At 68.5% G+C, this 23,896-nt stretch carries 23 protein-coding genes; 14 read left to right on the plus strand and 9 right to left on the minus strand.

The genetic code is table 11. The features are described from left to right. The first annotated feature begins 92 nt into the window (after window positions 1–92). The 3 genes from A5789_RS28280 (at window position 93) to A5789_RS28290 (ending at window position 2,043) form a co-directional block, all read left to right on the plus strand. On the plus strand, window positions 93–686 hold the full coding sequence (locus A5789_RS28280) for a TetR/AcrR family transcriptional regulator (protein ID WP_063012717.1): 594 nt from the start codon (window positions 93–95) through the stop codon (window positions 684–686). Beyond that, window positions 683–1,531: an alpha/beta hydrolase gene (locus A5789_RS28285; protein WP_064901273.1), complete on the plus strand. Its 849-nt coding sequence runs from the start codon at window positions 683–685 to the stop codon at window positions 1,529–1,531. The genes A5789_RS28280 and A5789_RS28285 overlap by 4 nt, the downstream gene beginning before the upstream one ends. Before the next feature lie 83 nt (window positions 1,532–1,614). Continuing rightward, the gene (locus tag A5789_RS28290) at window positions 1,615–2,043 is read left to right on the plus strand and encodes a hypothetical protein (RefSeq protein ID WP_064901272.1); all 429 of its coding nucleotides are present in this window, start codon (window positions 1,615–1,617) and stop codon (window positions 2,041–2,043) included. 20 nt (window positions 2,044–2,063) lie between these two features. On the opposite strand, the gene A5789_RS28295 is transcribed toward A5789_RS28290, so the two are convergent. Then, complete coding sequence (locus tag A5789_RS28295) at window positions 2,064–2,693, minus strand: hypothetical protein (protein WP_064901270.1); 630 nt, start codon at window positions 2,691–2,693, stop codon at window positions 2,064–2,066. A 49-nt stretch (window positions 2,694–2,742) separates the two neighbouring features. After that, window positions 2,743–3,378: a hypothetical protein gene (locus A5789_RS28300; protein WP_155525521.1), complete on the minus strand. Its 636-nt coding sequence runs from the start codon at window positions 3,376–3,378 to the stop codon at window positions 2,743–2,745. A gap of 204 nt (window positions 3,379–3,582) precedes the next feature. On the opposite strand from A5789_RS28300, the gene A5789_RS28305 reads away from it, so the two are divergent. From A5789_RS28305 to A5789_RS28335, 7 genes are all read left to right on the plus strand, one after another. Beyond that, a complete protein-coding gene (locus tag A5789_RS28305; RefSeq protein ID WP_104362704.1) occupies window positions 3,583–4,719 on the plus strand; it encodes an amidohydrolase family protein in 1,137 nt (378 codons plus the stop codon). Window positions 4,720–4,789: 70 nt separating this feature from the next. Then, window positions 4,790–5,035 (plus strand): CsbD family protein, encoded by a 246-nt coding sequence (locus tag A5789_RS28310; RefSeq protein WP_030513798.1) that lies wholly within the window; start codon window positions 4,790–4,792, stop codon window positions 5,033–5,035. A 41-nt stretch (window positions 5,036–5,076) separates the two neighbouring features. Next, window positions 5,077–5,238, plus strand: a complete 162-nt coding sequence (locus A5789_RS28315; RefSeq protein WP_156055505.1) for a hypothetical protein — start codon at window positions 5,077–5,079, stop codon at window positions 5,236–5,238. Window positions 5,239–5,272: 34 nt separating this feature from the next. Next, window positions 5,273–5,737 carry a CinA family protein gene (locus tag A5789_RS28320; RefSeq protein WP_064901266.1) on the plus strand — a complete coding sequence of 155 codons (465 nt, stop codon included), beginning with the start codon at window positions 5,273–5,275 and terminating at the stop codon, window positions 5,735–5,737. Window positions 5,738–5,889: 152 nt separating this feature from the next. Then, window positions 5,890–7,395: a 2-methylcitrate dehydratase PrpD gene (gene prpD, locus A5789_RS28325; RefSeq protein WP_064901265.1), complete on the plus strand. Its 1,506-nt coding sequence runs from the start codon at window positions 5,890–5,892 to the stop codon at window positions 7,393–7,395. Then, window positions 7,392–8,306 carry a methylisocitrate lyase gene (gene prpB / locus A5789_RS28330; protein WP_064901263.1) on the plus strand — a complete coding sequence of 305 codons (915 nt, stop codon included), beginning with the start codon at window positions 7,392–7,394 and terminating at the stop codon, window positions 8,304–8,306. Before prpD ends, prpB begins: the two co-directional genes overlap by 4 nt. Next, on the plus strand, window positions 8,306–9,430 hold the full coding sequence (locus A5789_RS28335; RefSeq protein WP_063015539.1) for a bifunctional 2-methylcitrate synthase/citrate synthase: 1,125 nt from the start codon (window positions 8,306–8,308) through the stop codon (window positions 9,428–9,430). Before prpB ends, A5789_RS28335 begins: the two co-directional genes overlap by 1 nt. A gap of 16 nt (window positions 9,431–9,446) precedes the next feature. Here the strand turns inward: A5789_RS28335 and A5789_RS28340 are convergent, their stop codons facing one another. After that, window positions 9,447–10,892 (minus strand): lipase maturation factor family protein, encoded by a 1,446-nt coding sequence (locus A5789_RS28340; protein ID WP_064901259.1) that lies wholly within the window; start codon window positions 10,890–10,892, stop codon window positions 9,447–9,449. Between the two features lie 39 nt (window positions 10,893–10,931). Further along, window positions 10,932–11,756, minus strand: coding sequence for an acyl-CoA thioesterase II (locus tag A5789_RS28345; protein ID WP_064901257.1), 825 nt, complete (start codon window positions 11,754–11,756; stop codon window positions 10,932–10,934). A 128-nt stretch (window positions 11,757–11,884) separates the two neighbouring features. On the opposite strand from A5789_RS28345, the gene A5789_RS28350 reads away from it, so the two are divergent. Continuing rightward, window positions 11,885–12,643, plus strand: coding sequence for a DUF72 domain-containing protein (locus A5789_RS28350; protein WP_063015584.1), 759 nt, complete (start codon window positions 11,885–11,887; stop codon window positions 12,641–12,643). A 12-nt stretch (window positions 12,644–12,655) separates the two neighbouring features. On the opposite strand, the gene A5789_RS28355 is transcribed toward A5789_RS28350, so the two are convergent. Further along, window positions 12,656–16,087 carry a serine/threonine-protein kinase gene (locus A5789_RS28355; RefSeq protein WP_064901256.1) on the minus strand — a complete coding sequence of 1,144 codons (3,432 nt, stop codon included), beginning with the start codon at window positions 16,085–16,087 and terminating at the stop codon, window positions 12,656–12,658. A 243-nt stretch (window positions 16,088–16,330) separates the two neighbouring features. Between A5789_RS28355 and A5789_RS28360 the strand changes: the two genes are divergently transcribed. From A5789_RS28360 to A5789_RS28370, 3 genes are all read left to right on the plus strand, one after another. After that, window positions 16,331–17,176, plus strand: a complete 846-nt coding sequence (locus tag A5789_RS28360; protein WP_063015585.1) for a crotonase/enoyl-CoA hydratase family protein — start codon at window positions 16,331–16,333, stop codon at window positions 17,174–17,176. Window positions 17,177–17,202: 26 nt separating this feature from the next. After that, on the plus strand, window positions 17,203–17,952 hold the full coding sequence (locus A5789_RS28365; RefSeq protein WP_064901254.1) for a VOC family protein: 750 nt from the start codon (window positions 17,203–17,205) through the stop codon (window positions 17,950–17,952). A gap of 204 nt (window positions 17,953–18,156) precedes the next feature. Next, window positions 18,157–20,163 (plus strand): aconitate hydratase, encoded by a 2,007-nt coding sequence (locus A5789_RS28370; protein WP_064901252.1) that lies wholly within the window; start codon window positions 18,157–18,159, stop codon window positions 20,161–20,163. Window position 20,164: 1 nt separating this feature from the next. On the opposite strand, the gene A5789_RS28375 is transcribed toward A5789_RS28370, so the two are convergent. Genes A5789_RS28375 through A5789_RS28390 form a run of 4 tightly spaced genes read right to left on the minus strand, consistent with a single transcriptional unit; the run spans window position 20,165 to window position 23,800 of the window. Beyond that, window positions 20,165–21,142, minus strand: coding sequence for a glycine betaine ABC transporter substrate-binding protein (locus A5789_RS28375; RefSeq protein WP_063015545.1), 978 nt, complete (start codon window positions 21,140–21,142; stop codon window positions 20,165–20,167). Then, on the minus strand, window positions 21,139–21,876 hold the full coding sequence (locus tag A5789_RS28380) for an ABC transporter permease (protein WP_030513812.1): 738 nt from the start codon (window positions 21,874–21,876) through the stop codon (window positions 21,139–21,141). The genes A5789_RS28375 and A5789_RS28380 overlap by 4 nt, the downstream gene beginning before the upstream one ends. Beyond that, window positions 21,873–23,159: an ATP-binding cassette domain-containing protein gene (locus tag A5789_RS28385; RefSeq protein WP_063015546.1), complete on the minus strand. Its 1,287-nt coding sequence runs from the start codon at window positions 23,157–23,159 to the stop codon at window positions 21,873–21,875. The genes A5789_RS28380 and A5789_RS28385 overlap by 4 nt, the downstream gene beginning before the upstream one ends. Next, a complete protein-coding gene (locus A5789_RS28390; RefSeq protein ID WP_064901250.1) occupies window positions 23,156–23,800 on the minus strand; it encodes an ABC transporter permease in 645 nt (214 codons plus the stop codon). Before A5789_RS28390 ends, A5789_RS28385 begins: the two co-directional genes overlap by 4 nt. Window positions 23,801–23,896: the final 96 nt, after the last annotated feature.

A 23,896-nucleotide genomic window follows, 5' to 3' on the forward strand; every position in this document is an offset into this window, starting at 1 on the left:
ATCGCCCTCGACATCGGGGCGAAAATTATGTGGCCGCGCCGATCCTAATATGCTTAGGTTACATCCTAAGTAGACTAGGTTAGGAGTGGTACATGTCCCCCCGTGCGGGATTGTCCAGGCAGCGAATCGCCCGCGCCGCAGCGGAACTCGCCGACGAAGTCGGATTCGCCCACGTCACCCTGTCCGCGGTGGCCCGCAGGTTCGGGGTGAAGGATCCGAGCCTGTACACCCACGTCCGGAACCTGCGGGATCTGCAGGTGCAGGTGGGATTGCTGGCCGGGGCGGAGATGAACGAGCGGATCGGCGCGGCGGTGGCGGGGCGCTCCGGGCGCGAGGCGTTGTTCGCGTTCGCCGACGCCTACCGCTCCTACGCCCTCGACCATCCGGGCCGGTACGCGGCAACGCAGATCCGTATGGATCCCGAGGAGGTCGCCGGAGAGCCGGCCCTGCTGCGCGGTATCGAGCTCACCGCGGCGCTGTTGCGCGGATACGGATTGAGCGAACCCGGGGCGACCGACGCGGGACGCTTGCTGCGCAGCACATTTCACGGTTTCGCCACCCTGGAGGCGGCCGGCGGATTCGCGCACTCCCGGGCGATCGACGCCAGCTGGCACCGCATTCTCGAGGCCCTGCATCGCGCCCTGTCGCAGTGGCCGTCCGGCACCGAAGAGGAAGTAGCGCAATGAGATCCGACACACTGACCGTCCCCGGCGCCACGCTGTACTACGAACTGCGCGGCGACGGGCCGCTGCTGTTGCTGATCCCCGGTGGCGGCGGCGACGCGGGCGTCTTCGACGAGATGGCCGAGGTGCTCGGGCGCCGTTTCACCGTCGTGGCGCTGGATCCACGCGGCTGTTCGCGCAGCGTGCTCGCCCACGGGCCCGAGGATCAGCAGGTGGCGGTGCAGGCGGACGACGTGGCCCGGCTGCTCGCACATCTGTCCGATGAGCCGGCGTTCGTCTGCGGAACCAGCAACGGCGCGATCGTCGGACTCGACGTGCTGGCGAGACATCCCGACCGGGTGCGCCGACTGGTCGCGCACGAACCACCCTGCTTCGCCGTCCTGCCGGACGCCGACCGGCACCTCGCGATGGTCGAGGAGGTCTATGCCCTGCTCCACGCCGAGGGCGTCGCCGCAGCCGGCGCGAGATTCCTCGCGGGCATCGGTCCCGCGATGAAACCGGCGCCGCAGGTTGCGCGGTTGTCGGAGCGTGCCGCGCAGATGTGGGCCCGCCTCGCCGCCAACGGCCCGCTCATGATCGAACACGAGTTGCGTGAATTCACTTCGTACACACCGGATTACAGTGCGCTGGCCGCGGTGTCGGACCGTCTGGTGATCGCGGTCGGCCGCGAAACGCGCGGGTGCCTGCCCTATCGGCCCGCGGTCGAGATCGCGGCCCGGCTCGGACTCGAGGTGGTCGAGTTCCCCGGGGCACACAACGGAGTGCGCACCGAGGCCGAAGAGTTCGCGAACCAGCTGATGGAGGTCATGGAGATTACGTCACCGCAGCGTCATCCGACGGATTCGTAGCGGCACCGGCAGCGGCGATGCTCGATGAGTGTCCGGCACCGCGAACCCGCGGCCGGCGGCCCTACCGGTTTCGAGGAGTTTCCATGACCACGGTCCGTTTTCATCTCATCTCCACGCTGAGCCCCGCCGAGGTCGTGGGTGTGCTCACCGACTTCGGCCCGTCCCGGCCGCAGGTGTGGCCGACGATCGATGCCGAGCACTTCGTCGTGCACGAGCAGGGCGAGGGGTGGGCCGAGGTCACCGAGGGGACGGAGGCGGCCTGGGAGCGCGCCCGCTACGAGTGGGACCCGGCGGGCGACACGGTGACCGTGACCACCCGGGATTCCAAACTCTTCGGCGCCGGTGGTGGGTGGGTCTTCCGTGCCACACCTGCCCCGGAGGGCAGCCGTGTCGACGTCGAACTGACCCGGACGCCGCGGGCGTTCAAGGGGAAGCTCCTCGCCGTGCTGCTTCCCCTGGTCGGCCCGTCGTCGCTGCGCAAATCGTTGCGAGTTCCGTTGCGGGCGGCCTGATTCCGGCCGGGCCACCCGGCTCAGGCCTCGACCTCCCACACGAATCCGTCGGGATCGGTGAAGGAACCGAGGGGGCCGGTGACGGCGATGCGATGCGACCCGGAGCCCTCCGCCGGGACACCCGCGTCCTTGGCGGCGGCCTTGCGGCCGTAGAGCGCGAGCTTGACCGACCCGGCCGGCGACTCGAACTCCGCGTACTTACCGCCGAAGCTCTTGGCCACGGTCAAGCCGCGCTCGACGTAGAACTGTTTGGTCGCCTTCACACTCTCGACCCCGAGCAGCAGAACGAAATCGTCGATCTCGCGGGTGGCCGGGCCGGTGTCCTTCTTCGCCGAGGTGGCGATCTTCCAGACCGCGCCGTCGGGGGCCTGCACGACGCCGCCGTACCCCCAGAAACTCTTCTTGGCCGGCTTGACCGTCGTGGCGCCCGCCGCGACCGCGGAGCTGATGAGGCTGTCGACGGTGCTCGGCTGGGACACCACGAGGGAGAGGATGTATCCGCGGAAGCCGGTGGTCTCCGCGTCCGACTTGCGGACCCGCAGCCGGTCGCCGAGTCCGAACGCGGCCTCGTAGAAGGCCGCGGCGGCAGCCGGGTCCGGGGTCTCCAGGATGACCGATGCGATGGTGCTCTGAGCAGTGGTGATGTTCATGTCGAAGACGTTATCGGCGATCGCACGACCGGCGCTTCTCGATTCCTGATCACTCTGGGAGCGTCTGCACCACATCGTGTCCCGGCTCCGTGGCGGGCGTGATCGAGCGCCTCGGACGCCGGTCGGCCGGTCGCCGGCGGCCGTCCGTGATCGCCCATACCGCGAAGCCGCCGACCGCGAAGGCGGCGCCGGCAATGCTGGACCCGGTCCAGCCGGCGGCCGAATACGCGGCGGTCGTGGCGGCCGCGCCGAACGCCGAACCGACGGAGGCCGCGAGAGGCAACGCCAGGCCGCTCCACAGCGTGCCGAAGGAGGCGAACAGGAAGAACGCGTTCAGTCCGCGCGAGAACAGACGCCGGTCACCGAACAGGGACCGCGAGCCGCGCAGCACCTGCCGATAGCCGGGGCGGCCCGCGCGGGCCTCGGCCGGCAGAAGCATCAGGACCAGGCCCGCCGACGCGACGAGGAGGACTGCCGTCACGGCGTACACGCTGCGCCGGCCCCAGACGGTGGCCGGCAGGCCCGCGACGATGCGTGCGACGCCGAGGATGCCGACGACGAGCGGGCGGGTGGACGCGGAATCGACCTCCGTGCGCAAGGCCGGATGAGGCGGGACCCGCGCCGTCGTCCCCAGTGTCGAGCCCGGATTCTCATGCCCATCGGGTCGTCCATGGTCGGTGGGCAATTTCTGATGATATCATCATTTACTCTTGACAGCGCGGCCGATCGTATCTGATGATTTGATCAATACCTGCCGGTGGCGTTGACGGCCTTTCTCGGAAGGACACCGCGGAACGCTTCTCGGACAGGATCTTTCGCAACCGTCGAGAGCGAAGTCGCCCGCGCTCGACCCGCGACCGATCAGAGCCGATTCGGAAAGTGAGAATCCATGAACGCCGCTCGCCTCATCTCCGCGATGAGCCGTCGTCGCGCACTGGGTACGGCCGTCGCCGGTACTCTCGGCGTGGCCGCGGCCGCGGCGGCGGTGTTGCCCGCCGCGCAGGCGGCACCGGTGCGCGACCAGCGGCCCGCGCCCTCCGGCACCTACCGCATCGATCTGCACGCGCATTTCCTGCCCCCGGACTACCGTGCCGCCCTGATCGAACACGGCCACCTCACCATCGGCGGTTACCCGACACCGGAGTGGTCGCCGGATCAGGCGCTGGCCTTCATGGACTACTACGGCATTCAGGCACAAGCACTTTCGGTGTCCGACCCGGGTGTGTCCTTCCTGAGCGGGAAGGAGGCCAACGACATGGCGCGCTACTGCAACACCTATGCCGCCGGCCTGTTCCGATCGAATCCGACGCGGTTCGGCGCCTTCGCGGTCCTGCCGATGCCCGATATCCCCGCCTCGATCGCGGAGGCGATCTACGCCCTCGACGAACTGTATCTCGACGGGGTGATCCTGCTGTCCGCCTACAACGGCGTGTACCTGGGGGATCCGCGATTCGAGCCGTTGATGGCCGCGCTGAACCAGCGCAACGCCTACGTTTTCGTCCACCCCGCGGCGATTCCCGACGGCGCCAAACCCACACTGCCGCTACCGGATTTCCTGGAAGAGTTCACCTTCGACACCACCCGCGCGGCGACCATGATGATGGTCACCGGTGTCACCCAGCGATATCCGAACATTCGCTTCCAGTTGGCCCACGCGGGCGGCACGGTGCCGTTCTTGTCGCACCGGATCAGCGTGGCCTCTCAGACCGTGCTGGGGCAGTTGTGGCCGCAGGACCTACCGAAACCCTCCGTGCTCGACATCCAGCGACAGATCTCGACCTTCTACGTCGACACCGCGCTGAGCGGCTCGGCCGCCGCGATGGCGAGTGCCACCGCGGTGATGGGCCGTGAGCACATCGTCTTCGGTTCGGATTGGCCGTTCAGCGCGTTGACTCTGCCACAGTCGGGCAGCCACGATCCGGCGCCCGGTCTCGGCGACATTTTCGACGCCGACCAGCGGATGGAGGTCGAGCACCACAACCCGCTGCGGCAGTTGCCCCGCCTGGCCCGAGCCGTGAGCGGGTAATCGTCCGATTGAGCGCCGCTGCGCTGGGTAGGTCGTTGCATGTCAGGAAATTGCGACGGAAGGGGACTCCGTGTCCGACCACAACAGTGGCCCGCGTGAAGGAATCAAGGGCGTCGTCGAGGATGTGAAGGGGAAGGCCAAGGAGGCGGCGGGCATCGTCACCGGCAACAACGACCTCGAGTCGGAGGGCCGGGCCCAGCAGGACAAGGCCGAATCGCAGCGCGAGGCGGCCGAGAAGGAAGCTCAGGCCGAGAAGGCCCGGGCCGAGGCCAACGTCGACGAGGCGCGTCAGCGGTCTCACCAGCAGGGCAGCTAGCTTCCCGACCGTTCACCCGTTCCGTGCCGGAGGAGGTTCCCGTGGTTTCACACGACGTCATCGCCCAGCTTCGCCAGGACATCACCACTGCGTCCGATGCCGGAGACGAGGCGGAAGTGCAACGGCTGCAACGCGAACTCGACACCGCGCTGCAGGCGTACCGCGAGAGCGGCGACGACGGCACGGAACGGGGAGCGGAATGAGGGAGGACACCGTGGCCGCCCGGGAGGCGGGGCGATGACCGAAGGTGCCGCCGAGCGGATCGCCGAGCTGGCCGCGGCGGCCGGTTCGACGATCGCGGTGGCGGAATCGCTCACCTCGGGCAAGATCGCCTCCGCCCTCGGCGCGGCACCGGATGCGGGACAGTGGTTCCGCGGCGGGGTCGTCGCCTACAGCCCGGAGGTCAAACGCACCGTCCTGGATATGCCCGATGTCCCCGTGGTGTCGCGGCCGGCGGCCGAAGCGTTGGCGGCCAACGTGCGCAAGCTGCTCGGCGCGAGCTATTCGGTGGCGGTTACCGGTGTCGGTGGGCCCGAACCGAGTGACGGCGAACCGCCCGGCACGGTCTGGTTCGCCACCGCCTCCGAGACCGCCGTCACCGCCTGCCGGGCCGAATTCGACGGTGAGCCGGAAGAGGTGCTCGAGCAGACGGTGCGGTTCGCGCTGAGCTGTCTGCTGGACCGTTTGACCGCCGATCGGTGAACGGTTCGCGGACGAGCGCATTGTCCGCAATATTCGCAACTTCGCCGGATCGATAACGCATAACTAGGCAGTTGCAACGTATTTCGACGGGTACCCGTCCTGAGTAGCGTCCGAATCATGCGATTCACCGACGTTCTCGGGAGGTCCCGACTGTGAAGAATCACCTCGTTCACACGCACCGCTCCGCCGAGGTGTTCCCGCGGGCCGAACACCTGGCGTGGCGCATCGCCGAGATCGCCACGGATCCGGTCGCGGTGGCGCCGGAGACCGAAGAGATGATCGTCAACCGGATCATCGACAACGCCGCCGTCGCCGCCGCATCGATCACCCGGCGTGCGGTGGCCGACGCCCGCGCGCAGGCACTGGCGCACCCGTATCGGCCCGGTGCCCCGGTATTCGGCGTTCCCGGCACGTATTCCCCGGAGTGGGCCGCGTGGGCCAACGGCGTCGCGGTGCGCGAACTCGACTTCCACGACACCTTTCTCGCCGCCGAATATTCTCATCCGGGCGACAACATTCCGCCGATTCTGGCCGCCGCCCACCATGCCGGACGCAGCGGCCGTGATCTGATCCGCGGCCTGGCCACCGGCTACGAGATCCAGATCGATCTGGCGCGGGCGATGTGCCTGCACGAACACAAGATCGACCACGTCGCGCATCTGGGCCCTTCGGCCGCCGCCGGAATCGGTACGGCGCTCGGCCTCGATACCGAGACGATCTATCAGGCCATCGGTCAGGCGCTGCACACCACCACCGCGACCCGGCAGTCCCGCAAGGGTGAGATCTCCAGCTGGAAGGCCTACGCGCCGGCCTTCGCGGGCAAGATGGCGATCGAAGCCGTCGACCGGGCGATGCGCGGCGAGGGTGCGCCCGCGCCCATCTGGGAGGGCGAGGACGGGGTGATCGCCCGGTTGCTGGCCGGGCCCGACGCCGAGTATTCGGTACCGCTGCCGGGTCCGGGCGAGCCCAAACGAGCGATCCTCGACTCCTACACCAAGGAGCATTCGGCCGAATATCAGAGCCAGGCGCCGATCGATCTGGCCCGGCGGATGCGCGACCGCATCGGGGACCTCGGCCGGGTGGCCTCGATCGTGCTGCACACCAGCCACCACACCCACGTGGTGATCGGCACCGGTTCCCACGATCCGCAGAAATTCGATCCCGAGGCGTCGCGGGAGACCCTCGACCACTCGGTCATGTACATCTTCGCGGTCGCCCTCCAGGACGGGACCTGGCATCACGAGCGTTCCTACACGCCCGACCGTGCCCGCCGGCCCGACACGATCGAGCTGTGGCGCAAGATCTCCACCGCCGAGGACCCGGAATGGACCCGCCGCTACCACTCCACCGATCCCGCCGAGAAGGCCTTCGGCGCCCGCGCCGAGGTTACGCTGACCAGCGGTGAGGTGATCGTCGACGAACTCGCGGTCGCCGACGCCCACCCGCTCGGCGCGCGGCCGTTCGCCCGCGAGCAGTACATCGCCAAATTCCGCACGCTCGCCGAGGGCATCGTCGACGCGGCCGAACAGGATCGATTCCTCGACGTCGCGCAGCGGGCGGGCTCGCTGTCGGCGGACGAACTGCCGCAACTGACGTTCACGGTGTCCGACGAGGTGCTCGCCCGCGCCCCGAAACTGTCGAAGGGATTGTTCCGATGACCGGACTGCTCGCCGCCGCCACCTCCGCCGCCGACAAACGCGTCGCCTTCCGCGCCGGACTCGCGTCGGGGTCGATCCAGCGATTCCCCGGCGCCTTCAATCCCTTGGTGGCCAAGCTGATTCAGGACATCGGGTTCGAAGGTGTCTATGTCTCGGGGGCGGTGGTGTCGGCGGAACTGGGGCTGCCCGATATCGGGCTGACCACACTGACCGAGGTCGCGAGCCGCGGCGCTCAGGTGGCCCGGGTGACCGATCTGCCGGTGCTCGTCGACGCCGATACCGGCTTCGGGGAACCGATGAACGCCGCCCGCACGGTGGCGCTGCTCGAGGAGGCCGGCCTCGCGGGCTGTCACCTGGAAGACCAGGTGAATCCCAAGCGTTGTGGCCACCTCGACGGCAAGGCGGTAGTGCCCACCGACGAGATGGTGCGCCGCGTGCGTGCGGCGGTCTCGGCGCGGCGTGATCCGAATTTCGTCATCTGCGCGCGTACCGACGCCGCCGGGATCGAGGGCATCGACGCGGCGATCGAACGGGCCCGCGCCGACGCCGACGCCGGGGCCGACCTGATTTTCACCGAGGCATTGAGCGGCGCGGCCGACTTCGAGAAATTCCGGGCCGCGGTCTCGATTCCGCTGCTGGCCAATATGACCGAGTTCGGAAAATCCGAACTGTTGCCGGCGCGGACCCTGGAATCGATCGGCTACAACGCGGTGATCTATCCGGTCTCCACTTTGCGCCTGGCGATGTGGGCGGCCGAGACCGGATTGCGCGAAATCCACGAGACCGGCACCCAGGCGGGACTGCTGGATCGGATGCAACATCGCAGCCGCCTCTACGAACTGCTGCGATACGAGCGCTACAACGAATTCGATTCCGACATATTCACTTTCACTCTCGGAAGGAACCAGTGATGACGAAGTCCGCGACTCCGGCGATCAACAAGGGCCTGGCGGGCGTCGTCGTCGACACCACCGCGATTTCCAAGGTGGTGCCGGAAACGAATTCGCTGACCTACCGCGGATATGCCGTCCAGGATCTGGCGGCGCACTGCACTTTCGAACAGGTCGCCTATCTGCTGTGGTACGGCGAACTGCCGAACGACGCTCAGCTGGAACGGTTCTGCCAGCAGGAACGCGCGGCGCGACGGGCCGATCGGTCGCTGCTGTCGCTGGTGACGAAACTGCCCGACACCTGCCATCCGATGGATGTGGTGCGCACCGCGATCAGCTACCTCGGCGCCGAGGATCCGCTCGAGGACGACAATTCGCCGAAAGCCAACCGCGCCAAAGCGTTACGCATGCTGGCGGTGCTGCCGACCATCGTGGCCGCCGACCATCGCCGTCGGCACGGACTCGATCCGATCACGCCGCATTCGCATCTGGGATACGCGCAGAATTTCCTGAACATGTGTTTCGGGACCGTGCCGGCGCCGGAGCTGGTGAAAGCGTTCGAAGTCTCGCTGATTCTCTACGCGGAGCACAGTTTCAACGCCTCGACGTTCGCCGCGCGCGTGGTGACCTCGACGCAGTCGGATATCTACAGCGCGGTCACCGCCGCCATCGGCGCGTTGAAGGGGCCGCTGCACGGCGGGGCGAACGAGGCCGTCATGCGCGACATGCTCGAGATCGGCGAGCCCGAGCGAGCCGAAGCATGGTTGCGGAAGAAGCTGGCGGACAAGGACAAGGTGATGGGATTCGGCCACCGGGTCTACAAGCACGGCGATTCCCGGGTGCCGACGATGAAGCGGGCATTGCTCGATATCGCCGCTGCCACCGACGGCGGCCGGTGGGTGCGCATATACGAGATACTCGAACGCACGATGGCCGAGGCCACCGGGATCGCGCCGAATCTCGACTTTCCCACCGGCCCGGCGTATTACCTGCTCGGATTCGACATCGAGACCTTCACGCCGATCTTCGTGATGAGCCGGATCACCGGCTGGGCCGCGCACATCATCGAACAGGGCGCCTCGAATGCGTTGATCCGCCCACTCGGCGAATACGTCGGGGTTGGGCAGCGCTCCGTTCTGACCTGATCGGCGTCCGGACGACTCAACCGTGCCGGATCCGCGGGGAGGCGAGGGCGGTGGGCGGCACGTAGTCGCCGACCGCGTCGCGGTGCCACCACACATGGTCGCGGCGCAGCTCTTCCCGGGTGCTGAATCGGTAGAGGTACTGGCGCACTCGCACATGGGCCGGCGGGAGGTCCGGGAAAGGGTTGTGCCGCAACAGGTGCAGGGTGGCCGGGTCGTTGATCAGCAGCCGCCGCAGGAACGGGCCCAGCCAGGAGCGGGCGTAGATCGGCGAGATGGCGGCGAACCACATCAGCCAGTCCAGGCGCAGATGGTAGGGCGCCCATTGGCGGGGCAGCCGATGCGGATCGCCGGGCTTACCCTTGAAATCGTATTCCTCCCAACGGGTTTGCTCGGTGATGTGCCGGTCGTGGGTGCCCTCGACCACCAGTTCCCATCGCCGGCGCTCGATCCGCCCGAACGCGCCGTAGGTGTTGACCAGGTGGTACCGATTGAAGCTGGCGTTCATTCGCTGGTGCCCGGACAACAGATTGCGCGTCGGCCAATAGCTGAGAACGGCCACCGCGGCCGTGAAGGCGCAGACCACCGCGACGAACCATATCGGCGGATCCGCGAAGGCGGGCTGATCGGGTAGCGGCAGAACGGTCGCCGCCGAGCGGGCGTCGATCGCGGTACAGGCCAGCAGGATCGTCAACCAGTTGAGCCAGGCGAAATTGCCCGAGGCGACCAGCCACAGCTGGGTGATCACGACGACGGCCGCGGCGACACTCGCGATCGGCTGCGGGGTGAACAGCGCGAACGGCACGACCAGCTGGGCGATGTGGTTCGCGGCCACCTCCACGCGGTGCAGCGGTTTGGGCAGGTGGTGGAACAGCCAGCTCAGCGGGCCGGGCATGGGCTGGGTTTCGTGGTGGTAGTACAGGCAGGTCAGATCGCGCCAGCAGGGGTCGCCGCGCAGTTTGATCAACCCCGCGCCGAACTCCACCCGGAACAGCAGCCAGCGCGCCAGCCACAGCACGAGAATGGGTGGCGCGGTGTGACCGTTGCCGAGAAAGACCGCCAGAAATCCCGTCTCCAGCAGCAGCGATTCCCAGCCGAACGAATACCAGGCCTGGCCCACATTGACGATCGACAGATACAGGACCCACGCCGCCAGCCACAGCAGCATCGCCGCCCACAGCGGCACCTGATCGCCCGCCCCCGCCGCCAGTGCCACCGCCAGCGCCGCACCGGCCCAGGAGACACCGGCGAAGAACCGGTCCGAATAGTGCAGATGGAAGATGCTCGGCGAGCCCCGGAACGACGACCGGGCCAGGAAGGCGGGCACCGGCAGCATGCCCCCGGCGCCGATGAGCGCCCGGAACTGCCGCGCGGCGCCCACGAACGCGATCACATAGACGACCGCGAGGCCGCGTTGGAACACCTCGCGCGCGAACCAGTACTCGGGCGCCGTGAACCACTGCATGCTCGGGGCATACCCGCTGCGGCCCGTCGCGATGCCGGTTCAGTCCTTGAAGTAGACCAGCTGATGCGTGGTGGCCAGCGGCCTGCCGCCGGCGCCCCACAGTTGTGCGGACTGATCGAAATAGCCGCCGCCGAAATGCTGTCCCCGCGCGGTGGCGAGCACCGGACGGTCGCCGTGGGCGGCGAGAGCGGCCGCATCGGCGTGGAAGTAGACGGTGAGCGAGACGGTACTGGCGGCGACCATCCGGCCCTGTCGCACCATCACCCGCGGGATGAAGACGTCGGCCAGGGCCGTCACCGCGGGAAAGTCCACCGGACGAGCCGGGAGGTCTCGCACCCAGAGCGTGGTCGTGGAGGTCGGCTGTTCCCGCGGATCCGACGCGATCGGCCCGCCGCCTTCGACGAATCGCATCTCGTAGTTGCGCATCCACACCGGAAACTCCGGCGGTGGCGCCACGGCCACCGATTCGGCGGGCGGCGCGGCGGGCGGTTCGATCTCGGTATCGGACCAGGTGGGCCGCCGGGCGCCGCAGACGACGGTCGCGGTGGTGGTCACCGCGTCGTCCTGGGTCAGCGTCAGCAGCCAGTGCTGGGTGCTGCGGTTGGTCCGGACCGGCGTGCTCTCGATCGTGAACGGGCCGTCGGCGATGGCGCCCGCGTAATTGACGGTGATCGACACCGGTTCGGCCGCGCACCGCGGATCGTCGAGGACCGCGCGCAAGGCGGTGGCCGCGGTGACTCCGCCGAAGGGGCCCACCATATTCGAGTACTCCGCCGTGGTGCGGCCCAGATAGCGGCCCGCACCGGCGGGCGCGGGCGCGGTGGCGAGATCGAACGGGTGGGTGCCGATATCGGTCGGATTCACGAGCGGGTACTCCTTGTCTCATGCGTGCGGCCTCGGCGGCCTCGGCCCACCGACTATAACGATCGTCATAGGCGCGGTGCCCGTCCGGGTCCGAGCGGAGCCGGGACGAGTCTGGTTCGATGGACGATGTGACCCTGTTCGTCGGGACTTCCGGCTGGCAGTACCGCGACTGGCGCGGAGTGCTCTACCCGCCGGGCGTGCCGCAGCGGCTGTGGCTGGAACGGTATGCGGCCGCCTTCGCGACCGTCGAGAGCAACAACGCCTTCTACCGGTTGCCCAGTCGTGAGGTCTTCGCGGCCTGGCGGGAACGCACACCCGAGGATTTCGTCGTGGCCGTGAAGGCCAGCCGCTTCCTCACCCACGTCAAGCGCCTCCGCGAGCCGGCCGAGCCGGTGCAGCGGCTCCTCGATCACGCCGCGGGACTGGGCGACCGGCTGGGGCCGATCCTGGTGCAACTGCCGCCGACCCTGCGGGCGGACGCGGGCCTGCTCGACGACTGTCTGCGACAGTTCCCCGCGACCGTGCGCGTGGCCGTCGAACCGCGCCACGAGTCGTGGTGGACACCGCGCATCCGCACCGTACTGGAGGAACGCGGCGCGGCACTGTGCTGGGCGGATGCGCGCTCGCGCCCGGTGACGCCGCTGTGGCGCACCACCGACTGGTCGTATCTGCGTCTGCACTCCGGATTGGCGCGGCCGCAACCCCGGTACGGCCGGCGCGCCCTGACCGCATGGGCGCATCGGCTGGCGGACACCTTCGGTCCCGCCGACGGTTACGTGTACTTCAACAACGATCCGGGCGGCGCGGCCGTCCACGACGCCGTGGTGTTCGCCGGGCTGGCGCGGGCTGCGGGACTGACCGTGACTCGCACCGACGTGCCTTCCTGACCGGTCACCGATTCACCCGAGGTGGTCGAGGACGGCCCGCGAGAGCGCTATCGCGTTCTGTCCCAGGGTATTTCGCGCCGTGCCGGCGGAGAGTCGCCGGACGACGGCGAGCAGTGCCGGGCCCTCGTCGAGCAGCGGGCGCACCAGCCCCACTTCGACGCAGCGGCGCAGGGCCGGCGCGAGAACCGCCTCCGCCTCCTCCGACCGGCCCACCGTCTCGAGACAATTCGCGGACAACAGTGTGGCGCACAGGGCGGCGCGCGGGCGCGCGGCGGCGTCGATCGACTGTCGCAGGGCATCGGCGCGGTGCGGCGCCCGTTCGGGATCGACCCGCAGCAGCCACCGGACGGCCGCTTCCTCGGTGAGTTCACGAATCGTCGTGGCCACGCCGTCCTCCGCTGCGCGGGCGCCGGCCGGCTCGCCGGGCACGATTTCACCGATCCCCAGCCGAATCCGCTCGAGTTCGATCCGTGCCGACAGTCGCGGGAGGGCGTGTGCGGTGGCGACCTCGGCGCCGGAGGCGAGCAGTCGCTCCGCGGCCGCGCGATCCCCGCGCAGCGCCTCGATCCGCGCACCGGTGCCGTAGACCCCGGTCAGGAAATCGACTGTGCCGCCCTCGAATCCGAATTCCACCGCGACGTCGAGCAGCTGGTGCGCCTCCGCGATCTCGCCGCGGTCGTAGAGGAAATCGCCGAGTGCGGCCGAGGCCAGGCGGGCGGTGAAGGAACTCTCCCCGGTCGTGGTGCGCGCCAGATGCAGCGCCGTGCGGAAATGCTCCTCGGCCGCCTCCTCGGCGAGTTGCTCACGCGCCGCCATCCCCGCGAAGCAGTGGCTGTACATGATGCTCAGCGCTCCGGTGATGTCGCGGAAATAGATCCGGCCCCACCGGTGCCATTCGTGGACACGGTCGAAGTCGAATCGGTGCAGCGCGGCGAAGGCGCCCAGGTTGGCCGCCGCAGCCAATACGAACGGCGGCAGCGAATCGGCGCGGGCGCGACTCTGCTCGACGGTGTCCTCGAGGCCGTCGAGGTGATCGGCGAGCGCCGCCTCCACTCCGCACAGAATCGACGCCTCGACCGCCAGATCGGATTTCCGATGTCCCGGACGCTGTTTCGCCGAATCGGCGGCCAGCGCCAACTGCAGTGCGGTGTGCATGCGGCTCGGCCGGCGCAACAACACCGCCGCCCAGGCCAGCGCGATCTGCAGGGTCGGGTCGGCCGCCGCGTCGGTGACGGGCAGTTTCGCCGCCAGTGCCGCCAGGGTGGCCAGATGCGAATGCTGCACGAGTTCGCGAGCGTGGGCGGAGACCAGCGCCACCGCCCGCTCGGGTTCCCCGGCTGCCATCGCATGGTCGATCGCCTCGCTGAGCATGTCGTTGGCGGCGAACCATTCGGCGGCGCGACGGTGCAGCCGCGGCACGCGTTCGGGATGGTCGCGCTCCAGCCGCTGCCGCAGGAAATCGGAGAACAACGTGTGATAGCGGAACCATTCGCCGTCGTCGTCGAGGCGGCGCAGGAATAGGTCCCGCCGCTCGATGTCCTCGAGCAGCGCCCGTCCCTGCGGCCGTCCGGTCAGCGCCGCGGCGAGCGGTCCGCAGATCTTCTCGGTGACAGCGGTTTCCAGCAGTGCGGTCAGCAATCCGGGCTCGAGTGCGTCGAGCACGTTGTCGGTCAGATATTCGCTGATCGCCTGGTGCCGTCCAGACATGGTGGCGATCGCGGAACCGGGGTCCGCGCGGCCGCGCAGCGAGATCGACGCCAGTTGCAGCCCGGCGACCCAGCCGTCGGTGCCGGTCCGCAGCCGGTCGATATCGGCGTCGTCCAGTGCGAGCCCGCCCACCCGGGTCAGGAAGTCCGCCGTCTCGGACTCGTCGAAACGCAGGGCGGCGGAGTCGATTTCGATCAGCTCGTCGCGCACCCGGATGGCCGAGAGCGGTAGTCCGATCATCTCGCGGCTGGTGATCAGCAGTTGCAGATGGTGGCAGGCGTTGTCGAGCAGGAAACGCAGCGCGGCGGTGGTATCGGCATCGGTGACGCGATGCCAGTCCTCGATGATCATCACGAGCCGCTCGCCGTCGGCGTGGATGCGGTTGATCAGCGTGGTCAGCACGTAGCGCATCACATCGTTGCCGTGTTCCTCGACCACGCGCAGCAGTTCGGTGGTCAGGGCGGGTCGCGCCCGGCCGACGGCTTCGATCAGATGCAGCAGGAACCAGACCGCGTTGTTGTCGTCGTCGTCGATGTTGAGCCAGCATGCGGCGACCCCGCGATTCACCATCCGCTGCGCCCACTGCGCGGCGAGCGTGCTCTTGCCGAAACCGGCAGGCGCGTGCACGACGATCAGGCGCGGCCAGCGCTCGGGATCCATCGAGTCCAGCAGGCGGGGACGGCGCACCAGCGGGCGCGGGGAGAGCGCGGGATGGAATTTGGTTTCGGCGGTCGGTGGTGTCGTCACCAGGTCGGCCGGGGGAAGCAGGCCGAGTCGGGTCGGTTCTCCGACGCGATCGGCGGGCGCGGGTTCGGCCGCCGGAATCTCCGGTGTCGGGATCGCCATCTCGTCCACGCGCAGTCCGCGGTGACGTTGCAGCTGCTGCGCTCGCTCACCGAATTCCATCGCGGAGACCGGGCGCCCGCCCGGATCGGTGGCCATACTCTCCTCGATGAGTTCGCAGATGTCGTCGGGGATGCCGCCGGGGCGCAGGTCGGGAATCGGTTCCTCGGTGATGCGCAGGAACTGGGCGACCAGTCGTTCACCGGAGCGGCGCTGGTAGGCGGCGTGGCCGGTGAGCATGCAGAACAGCGTGGCGCCCAGACTGTAGATGTCGGAGGCGACCGACGGGGTGCCGTCGCGCAGGACCTCGGGAGCGGTGAACGCCGGTGACGCCGTGACCACTCCGGTGGTGGTGCGGAAGCCGCCCTCCACCCGGGCGATGCCGAAATCGGTCAACTGTGGTTCGCCGTAGTCGGTGAGAAGAACGTTGCCCGGCTTGATGTCTCGATGCAGGATCCCCGCCCGGTGCACGGTCTCCAGCGCACCGGACAGCTTCACCGAAATGCGCAGCGCGGTCGTGATATCCAGCGGCCCGCCGTGCTGGATCCGCTGTTCCAGCGAGCCCCTCGGGTGATACGGCATCACCAGATAGGGCCGTCCGTCGCCGGTCGTGCCGACCTGCAGGATCGCGACGATATTGGGATGTTCCGGCAGCCCGCCCATGGCCCGCTGCTCGCGGAGGAATCGTTCGACACTCTCGTCGCCGAAATCGGCTGCGGCGCTGAGCACCTTCACCGCGACGATGCGGCCCAGTGCGAGTTCGCGGCAGCGATACACCACGCCGAATCCGCCCCGTCCGATGATGTGGGCATCGGCGAACCCGGCCGCTCGCAGACCGTCGTCGATCACCAGGGAGCGGTCGCGCTGGGTCGCCATGGAATCCTTGTCGGCCATCGGAACCGTTTCCGTCTGTACTGCTTGTCGCGGAGCCCGTCGCGCTGGCATGTCAAGTATAGGCTCGGCCTGCGCGGATGCCGGTGGCCGAGACCGCTCGCCCGCCCGTTCGGCAGGCGCCGTTCGGGCCGTGCGGCGCGCGCGTCGAAGGAGCAGGCGGCGCAACGGGATTCGCGCGCGGTGCCGGGCGGGGCCCGGTGACGGGGATGGTCACCGCCCGGGGCTGCTGGCATGCTGTCCGATATGGCCGACATCCGCTGGGAAATCTCCGACTCCATCGCCACGATCACGCTCGATCGCCCGCAACAGCTCAACGCCTTCACCACCGCGATGGGCGAGGAACTGATCGCCGCCTTCGACGACTTCGACCGCGACGACCGGGTGCGCGCGATCATCGTGACCGGGGCGGGACGCGCGTTCTGCGCGGGTGCGGATCTGTCGGCCGGAGCCGAAACCTTCGCCGCCGAGGCGACCGACACCTTCCGTGACGGCGGTGGTGAGGTGGCGCTGCGGATGTTCGAATCGCAGAAGCCGATCATCGCCGCGGTCAACGGACCCGCCGTCGGCGTGGGCATCACGATGACCCTGGCCGCGGACTTCCGGCTCGCCGCCGACACCGCGCGGATCGGATTCGTCTTCAATCGGCGCGGCATCGTGCCGGAATCCTGTTCGAGCTGGTTCCTGCCCCGCCTGGTGCCCATGCAGACCGCGTTGGACTGGGTGTACTCCGGCCGGCTGGTCGAGGCCGACGAGGCCTTGGACGCGGGTCTGTTCTACGCCTTGCATCCGGTTGCCGATCTGCTGGACCAGGCCCGGGCACTGGCGCGACGGCTCACCGAGCATTCGGCGCCGGTGTCGGTGGCGCTGTCGCGGCAGATGCTGTGGCGCGGCCTCGGCGCCGAACATCCGATGATCTCGCATCGCGTCGAATCGCGCGGTATCAACCAGCGCGGTGCCAGTGCCGATGCCCGCGAGGGCGTCTCGGCGTTCCTCGAGAAGCGGCCCGCGCAGTTCCCCGACAGCGTCGAGCGTGATCTGCCCGATGTGTTCGCCGGTGAGCTCGCGACCCCGCCCTTCCGGCCCGCCTGATCCGTCCGACGAGCCTGGAGGAGTGCATGATTCGCTGGAGCTGGATGTACATCGACCGGCCCGCCGCACGTTTCGACGAGGCGTTCGCCTTCTGGTCGGCGGTCACCGGCACCCGGTTGTCGGCTCGCCAGGGTGAACACGCCGAGTTCGCGACCCTCGACCCGGCGACCGGCGACGCCTACCAGGCGGCGCAGGCGGTCGGCGCGGACGGGGGCGCCCATCTCGACATCGATGTCGTCGATCTCGACCGGGCCCGCCGCGCGGCGCGCGATCTCGGCGCGACCCTGGTCGCCGATCACGACACCTGGTCGCTCGTGCGTTCACCGCACGGCCTGCCGTTCTGCCTGACCACCGGTGACGGGCGGCATATCCCGGCGCCGGTGGCCGGGCCGGACGGCACCCTCAGCCGCGTCGATCAGCTCTGTTTCGACATTCCGCCGTCGGGCTACGACGGCGAGGCCGCCTTCTGGTCCGCGCTCACCGGCTGGCCCGTGCGGCGCACCGGCCGGTCCGAGTTCGCCCGGCTGCTCGTGCCGGCGCGATTGCCGATCCGAATCCTGCTGCAGCGCTTGGACGCCGACCGGGAGCCGGGCGCCCATATCGATATCGCCTGCGCCGATGCCGAGGCGGTGGCGGCCTGGCACGAATCCCTCGGCGCCCGGCGTGTGCGGCGCGGTGCGCAGTGGCTGGTGATGAACGACCCGGTGGGCGGGGTGTACTGCCTCACCGAACGAGACCCGTTGACCGGCAAGGTGTTCCGGCGCGGGCGCGGCTGAACGGATTGCTGCAGGACGTTCCCGCGCAGCGCTCGCCGACGTCGGGGCATCGCGGTCACCGCGCTCCGCGGGCGCGCCGGGTTTAGGGGCGGGCGGCGAAACGGCGGCGAGCCGGCGGGGATCGGCGCATCCTGGAAGGGACATCGCACCAACGACCGCGCCCGAATCCGGCGATCCCGCCAGGACCGGCGCAGAGGAGGGCAGATGACCGATCAGGAGATCCGCGGGGACGGCCCCCGCAACGTCGCGCAGAAATTGATCGGCTCCCACCTGGTGTCGGGGCGAATGCGTCCGGGGGAGGAGATCGCGCTGCGTATCGACCAGACCCTCACCCAGGACGCCACCGGCACCCTGGTGATGCAGGAACTCGAGGCACTCGGCCTCGACCGGGTGCGCACCGAGCTCAGCGCCCAGTACGTCGACCACAATCTGTTGCAGACCGACGACAAGAACGCCCAGGATCACGAATTTCTGCTGTCGGCCTGCCGTCGCTACGGGCTGTGGTTCTCGAAGCCGGGCAACGGGGTTTCGCATCCCACCCATATGCAGCGTTTCGGCAGACCCGGCGCGACGATGGTCGGCTCGGATTCCCATACGCCGGCCGGCGGATCGCTGGGCATGCTCGCGATCGGCGTCGGCGGTCTCGAGGTCGCGCTCGCGATGGCCGGTGAGCCGCTCTACATCACCATGCCGCAGATCTGGGGCGTCGAGCTGACCGGTGAGCTGCCGCCCTGGTGTTCGGCCAAGGACGTGATCCTGGAAATGTTGCGCCGCCACGGTGTCAAGGGCGGGCTGAACCGGATCGTGGAATATCACGGCCCCGGTCTGGCGACCCTCACGGCGATGGACCGGCACGTGATCGCGAATATGGGCGCCGAACTCGGCGCCACCACCACGGTCTTTCCCGCCGACGACGCGGTGCGCGACTTCCTGCGCGCCGAGGACCGCGCCGGCGACTTCGCCGAACTGCGGGCCGACGAGGGCGCGACCTACGACGTCGACGAGCACATCGACCTGTCCACGATCGAGCCGCTGATCGCCAGGCCGTCCTCCCCCGGGGATGTGGTGCCGGTGCGCGAGGTCGCCGGCGAGCCGGTGGCACAGGTGGTGATCGGATCCTCGGCCAACCCCGGGCTGCGTGACTTCGCGATGGCCGCCGCCATCGTCTCCGGCCGCCAGACCCACAGCGACGTCAGCTTCGACGTCAACCCGTCCTCGCGCGAGATCTTTGAGGACCTGACCAAGATGGGCGCCACCTTCGAACTGATCCGCGCCGGTGCGCGCATCCATCAGTCCGGATGTATGGGGTGCATCGGTATGGGGCAGGCGCCGGCCGTGGGCCGCAATTCGTTGCGCACCATGCCGCGTAACTTCCCGGGGCGCTCGGGCACCGACGAGGACGCGGTGTGGTTGTGTTCCCCGGAGACCGCCGCCGCATCGGCGCTGACCGGGACGATCACCGATCCGCGCGATCTGGCCGACGACCTGGGCCTCGACTATCCGGTGCTGAATCTGCCCGCACAGGCGTCGGTCAACACCGCGATGCTCGTGCCGCCGCTGCCGGTGGCGCAGGCGCGCACGGTGGAATTGGTGAAGGGCCCCAACATCTCCGCGCTGCCGGATTTCGATCCGCTGCCCGACGTGATCGAGGCGCCGGTCCTGCTGGTGGTCGGCGACAACATCTCCACCGACGACATCTCCCCGGCCGGAGCGCGGGCGCTGCCGTTCCGCTCGAATATTCCGAAACTCGCCGAATTCGCTTTCACCCGCATCGATCCGGACTATCCGCGGCATGCGGCCGATATCTCCGCCACCACCGGGCATGTCATCGTGGGCGGAGACAACTACGGACAGGGCTCGTCCCGGGAACACGCCGCGATCGCGCCGAGGTATCTCGGGTTGCGGGCGGTGATCGCGAAATCGTATGCGCGCATCCACTGGCAGAATCTGGCCAATTTCGGCATCGTCGCGCTCGAATTCGCCGATCCCGCCGATTACAGCCGCATCGGAGTGGGCGACGTGCTGCGCATCGAGGGGCTGCGTTCGGCACTCACCGCCGGTTCCGCGATCACCGCCCACGATGTCACCGCGAATGTGGATATCCCGCTGCGGCACCGGCTTTCGGACCGGCAGGTGGAAACGGTCCTGGCCGGCGGTATCATTCCACGGCTGGCGGCCGCACAGGCGGCGCGGGAGATGTCGACCCCATGAGCTACTCGATGAGCTTTTCGCTCTTCAACCAGTCGTAGGCGACGTCGGCGGGATCCTCGCCGTCGATATCGACGCGGCCGTTGAGTTCCTGCATCAGATCATTGGTCAGGCGTTCGGAAATCGTACCCAGCAGCTGTCGCAACTGCGGATAGCGGTCCAGGATCTCACCGCGCACGACGGCGGCGCCGCTGTAGGGCAGGAAGAATTTCTTGTCGTCGTCGAGCACGACGAGATTCAGATTCTTCACCCGGCCGTCGGTGGTGTAGATCATGCCGAAATTGCACGGCGAGCTCTTGGCCGTGGCGGTGTAGACGACGCCGGCGTCCATCCGGGTGACGTTGCCGGTGGGCACGCCGTTCGGATCGTTGTAGGGGATGCCGTATTTCTGCAACATCGGAATGAAACCGTCGGCGCGACTGAAGAATTCGTCGTCGACACAGAACGTGCGCTCGCGCACCGGCAAGGCTGCCACATCCGACAGCGACTTCACCCCCAGCCGTTGCGCGGTCGGCGTGGACACACCGAACGCGTAGGTGTCGTTGAAATTCGCCGGTGGTAGCCACTCCAGATTGTGCTCGCGCTTCTCGATGTCGTGCACGCGCTGCCAGAGTTCCTGCGGATCGGAGATCGTCTCGGTTTCGTTGTGGTAGTTGACCCAGCCGGTGCCGGTGTACTCCCACAGGATGTCGGCGTCGCCGTTGAGCTGAGCCTGCCGCGACGACGCCGAACCCGGTGCGCCGGTCAGGTCGGTGACCTTCGCACCGGCCGCGGCCAGATAGGTCGCGGTGATCTTGCCCAGCAGCACGCCCTCGGTGAAACTCTTCGACGTCACCACGAGTTTCGCGCCGTCGAGCGGTCGCTGCCCGCCGGGCAGGCTCGCGTCGTGAAAGGTTCCCGACGAGCTCACCAGACCGCATCCGCCGAGTATCGACACCGCGAGGACGGTCGCGCACACCGCCAGGGCCCGTGCCGATCTCATGACACACCTCGCGGGGTCGCGGCCAGTTCGACGAGTCTGCCCAGCCAGTCGATGATCAACGCCAGCAGTCCGACCAGGATCGCTCCGGACACGAGCAGTTTCGGCAGGAACAGCGTGACGCCCGTGGTGATCAGCGTGCCGAGGCTGGTGGCGCCGATGAAGGTGCTCAGGGTCGCGGTGCCGACCAGGATCACCAGGGCGGTGCGCACCCCGTTGAGGATCACCGGCACCGCGAGCGGTAACTCGACTCGGACCAGGGTGCGGGTGGCGGAGAACCCGATCCCGCGCGAGGCCTCGATGGTGCGCTGATCCACCTGCCGCAGGCCGATGATGGTGTTCTGCAGGATCGGCAGAATTGCGTACACCACCAAACCGACGACCGCCGTACGGAATCCGGTGCCCAGCCAGAAGGTGAACAACACCAGCAGCCCGACCGCCGGCGCCGCCTGGCCGATATTGGCGATGTTGACCGCGATCGGCTCCAGGCGTTTCAGCGCGGGCCGGGTCAGCGCGATACCCAGCGGAATCGCGACGACGACCACGATCACCGTGGCCACCACGGTCAGCTCGATATGCGACCAGATCGTGGTCTGCAGGTTGGACCAGGCCAGCGAGGCCTGTTCGGTCGGGGTGAATGTGGTCGACCGATACCAGACGATGTAGCCGATTCCGATGACGAGGATGATCAGCGGCTCGAACCAGACGTCCATCGGCAGCCGGCGCAGGCGGGTCATGATTGCCCGGCCGATTCGTGTTCGTCGTCGTCGGCGGCGACCACCGGCGTGGGCGCGGGATCGGTTCCGTCGACGTAGGTTTCGTACGAGGTGTCGTGTTCCTCGGAGCGCACATCGGCGAGTGCGGCCTGGATGGTCTCGGTCACCGCGCCGATGCCGATCGAGCCGACGACCGCGCCGCGTCCGTCGGTCACCAGGGCCGCACCCTGACTGGCCGCCAGCATCGCGTCGAGGGCGTCGTTGAGGGTCGAGGAGCGAGCGACGACCGGCAACCGCCGATCGAGGTAGTCCGAGACCTCCGGTTTGCTCGCCAGTTCGGTGAGCGAGGGCCACGACCGTGGCCGTCCGGCATCGTCGACGACCACCACCCAGGTCTGCCCGGCGGCCCGCGCGCGCTGGATCACCGCCTGCGCCGGCTCCCCGATGCGGGCGGTGACCACGTCGTCCCACTCCACGTCGCGCACCCGCTGCACGGTCAGATAGGCGAGTTTGGCGCCGGATCCGACGAATTCCTCCACGAACGGCGTGGCCGGTGCGGTGAGGATCTCCTCGGGCCGCGCGTACTGCTCGACGTGCCCACCCTCGGACAGGATGAGCACCTTGTCGCCGAGTTTGGTGGCCTCCTCGAAATCGTGGGTGACGACGACGATGGTCTTGCCGAGTTCGTGCTGAATCGCGATCAGGCTGTCCTGCAGGCGAACCCGGGTGATCGGGTCGACCGCGCCGAACGGCTCGTCCATCAGCAGCACCGGGGGATCGGCGGCCAGCGCCCGCGCGACACCGACCCGCTGCTGCTGTCCGCCGGACATGTCCTTGGGCAGGCGGTCGGCGAAGACGCCGGGATCCAGGCCGACGAGTTCGAGCAGATAGTCGGTGCGCTCGGCGATCCGCTTCTTGTCCCAGCCGAGCACTCGCGGGATCGCGCCCACGTTCTTGCGCACCGACCAGTGCGGGAACAGGCCGCCGGATTGGATGACGTACCCGATCGACTGCCGGAGCTTGTCCGGGTCCTCGCTGGTGACGTCGCGCCCGCCGATGAAGATGCGGCCCTCCGTCGGTTCGATCAGCCGGTTGATCATCTTCAGCGTGGTCGTCTTGCCGCAGCCGGAGGGGCCGACGAAGGCGACGATCTGTCCGGCCTCGATCTCGAGGTCGAGGCGGGCGACGGCCGGCTTGTCCTGGCCCTTGTACCGCTTCACGACCGAGTCGAGGACGATGGAGGCCCCGGTGACATTGCGTTCCGGCGTCGCCGGTCCGGGCCGGTCGGTCACAGCGTCGGTCATGAGAGTCCTTTTGCGATGGTGAGGCGGCCCAGCAGAACGAGTAGCGCGTCGAACACCAGCGCCACGATGACGATGAGGATCGTGCCCGTGGCCGCCGTCTCCAGGGCGTTCGCGCCGCCGAGGCGCGACAGGCCGTTGAAGATCAGCGATCCCAGACCCGGCCCCAGGACGTAGGCGACGATGGCGGCGACACCGACGATCATCTGCGTGGAGACCCGGATACCGGTCAGGATCACCGGCCACGCGATCGGCAGTTCGACGGTGAGCAGGATGCGGGTGCGGGAGAATCCGATTCCGCGTGCGGATTCCACCACCGAGGCCGGTACCGAGCGCAAGCCGACGATCGCGTTGCCGATCACCGGCAGCGCCGCGAAGAACGCCAGCATGATGAACGACGGGACGACGCCCAGCCCGAACGGCACCAGCAGCAACGCCAGCAGCGCGAGCGACGGAATGGTCAGCGCGGCCCGGCTCGAGGTGAGCGAGAGCTGCGACAGCAGCGGCAGCCGGTAGACCGCCATCGCGATGAGCACGGCGACGATCGTGCCGACGAGAACCGTCTGAAACGCCAGTGACGCATGCTGATAGGTGAGGAAGGCCAGAGTGTCACCCCGCCCTCGGATGTAATTCCACAGGTTCACGGGACTCCCATCGTCAGCCCTCTGCCGGCACCCGTCCGCGCGCCGCCGCCGGACGCCGGTGTGTCAAAGACTAAATGACAGTACGGCTCCGGTTCC

Origin of the sequence: Nocardia sp. 852002-51101_SCH5132738 (genome assembly GCF_001665695.1) — a bacterium.
GTDB lineage: Bacteria > Actinomycetota > Actinomycetes > Mycobacteriales > Mycobacteriaceae > Nocardia > Nocardia nova.

Excerpts from the sequence above, each read along its gene's own strand:
- A5789_RS28280 (WP_063012717.1), top strand. The coding sequence starts at position 93 with ATGTCCCCCCGTGCGGGATTGTCCAGGCAGCGAATCGCCCGCGCCGCA.
- A5789_RS28285 (WP_064901273.1), top strand. The coding sequence starts at position 683 with ATGAGATCCGACACACTGACCGTCCCCGGCGCCACGCTGTACTACGAA.
- A5789_RS28290 (WP_064901272.1), top strand. The coding sequence starts at position 1,615 with ATGACCACGGTCCGTTTTCATCTCATCTCCACGCTGAGCCCCGCCGAG.
- A5789_RS28295 (WP_064901270.1), bottom strand. The coding sequence starts at position 2,693 with ATGAACATCACCACTGCTCAGAGCACCATCGCATCGGTCATCCTGGAG.
- A5789_RS28305 (WP_104362704.1), top strand. The coding sequence starts at position 3,583 with ATGAACGCCGCTCGCCTCATCTCCGCGATGAGCCGTCGTCGCGCACTG.
- A5789_RS28320 (WP_064901266.1), top strand. The coding sequence starts at position 5,273 with ATGACCGAAGGTGCCGCCGAGCGGATCGCCGAGCTGGCCGCGGCGGCC.
- prpB (WP_064901263.1), top strand. The coding sequence starts at position 7,392 with ATGACCGGACTGCTCGCCGCCGCCACCTCCGCCGCCGACAAACGCGTC.
- A5789_RS28335 (WP_063015539.1), top strand. The coding sequence starts at position 8,306 with ATGACGAAGTCCGCGACTCCGGCGATCAACAAGGGCCTGGCGGGCGTC.
- A5789_RS28340 (WP_064901259.1), bottom strand. The coding sequence starts at position 10,892 with ATGCAGTGGTTCACGGCGCCCGAGTACTGGTTCGCGCGCGAGGTGTTC.
- A5789_RS28355 (WP_064901256.1), bottom strand. The coding sequence starts at position 16,087 with ATGGCCGACAAGGATTCCATGGCGACCCAGCGCGACCGCTCCCTGGTG.
- A5789_RS28360 (WP_063015585.1), top strand. The coding sequence starts at position 16,331 with ATGGCCGACATCCGCTGGGAAATCTCCGACTCCATCGCCACGATCACG.
- A5789_RS28365 (WP_064901254.1), top strand. The coding sequence starts at position 17,203 with ATGATTCGCTGGAGCTGGATGTACATCGACCGGCCCGCCGCACGTTTC.
- A5789_RS28370 (WP_064901252.1), top strand. The coding sequence starts at position 18,157 with ATGACCGATCAGGAGATCCGCGGGGACGGCCCCCGCAACGTCGCGCAG.
- A5789_RS28375 (WP_063015545.1), bottom strand. The coding sequence starts at position 21,142 with ATGAGATCGGCACGGGCCCTGGCGGTGTGCGCGACCGTCCTCGCGGTG.
- A5789_RS28380 (WP_030513812.1), bottom strand. The coding sequence starts at position 21,876 with ATGACCCGCCTGCGCCGGCTGCCGATGGACGTCTGGTTCGAGCCGCTG.
- A5789_RS28385 (WP_063015546.1), bottom strand. The coding sequence starts at position 23,159 with ATGACCGACGCTGTGACCGACCGGCCCGGACCGGCGACGCCGGAACGC.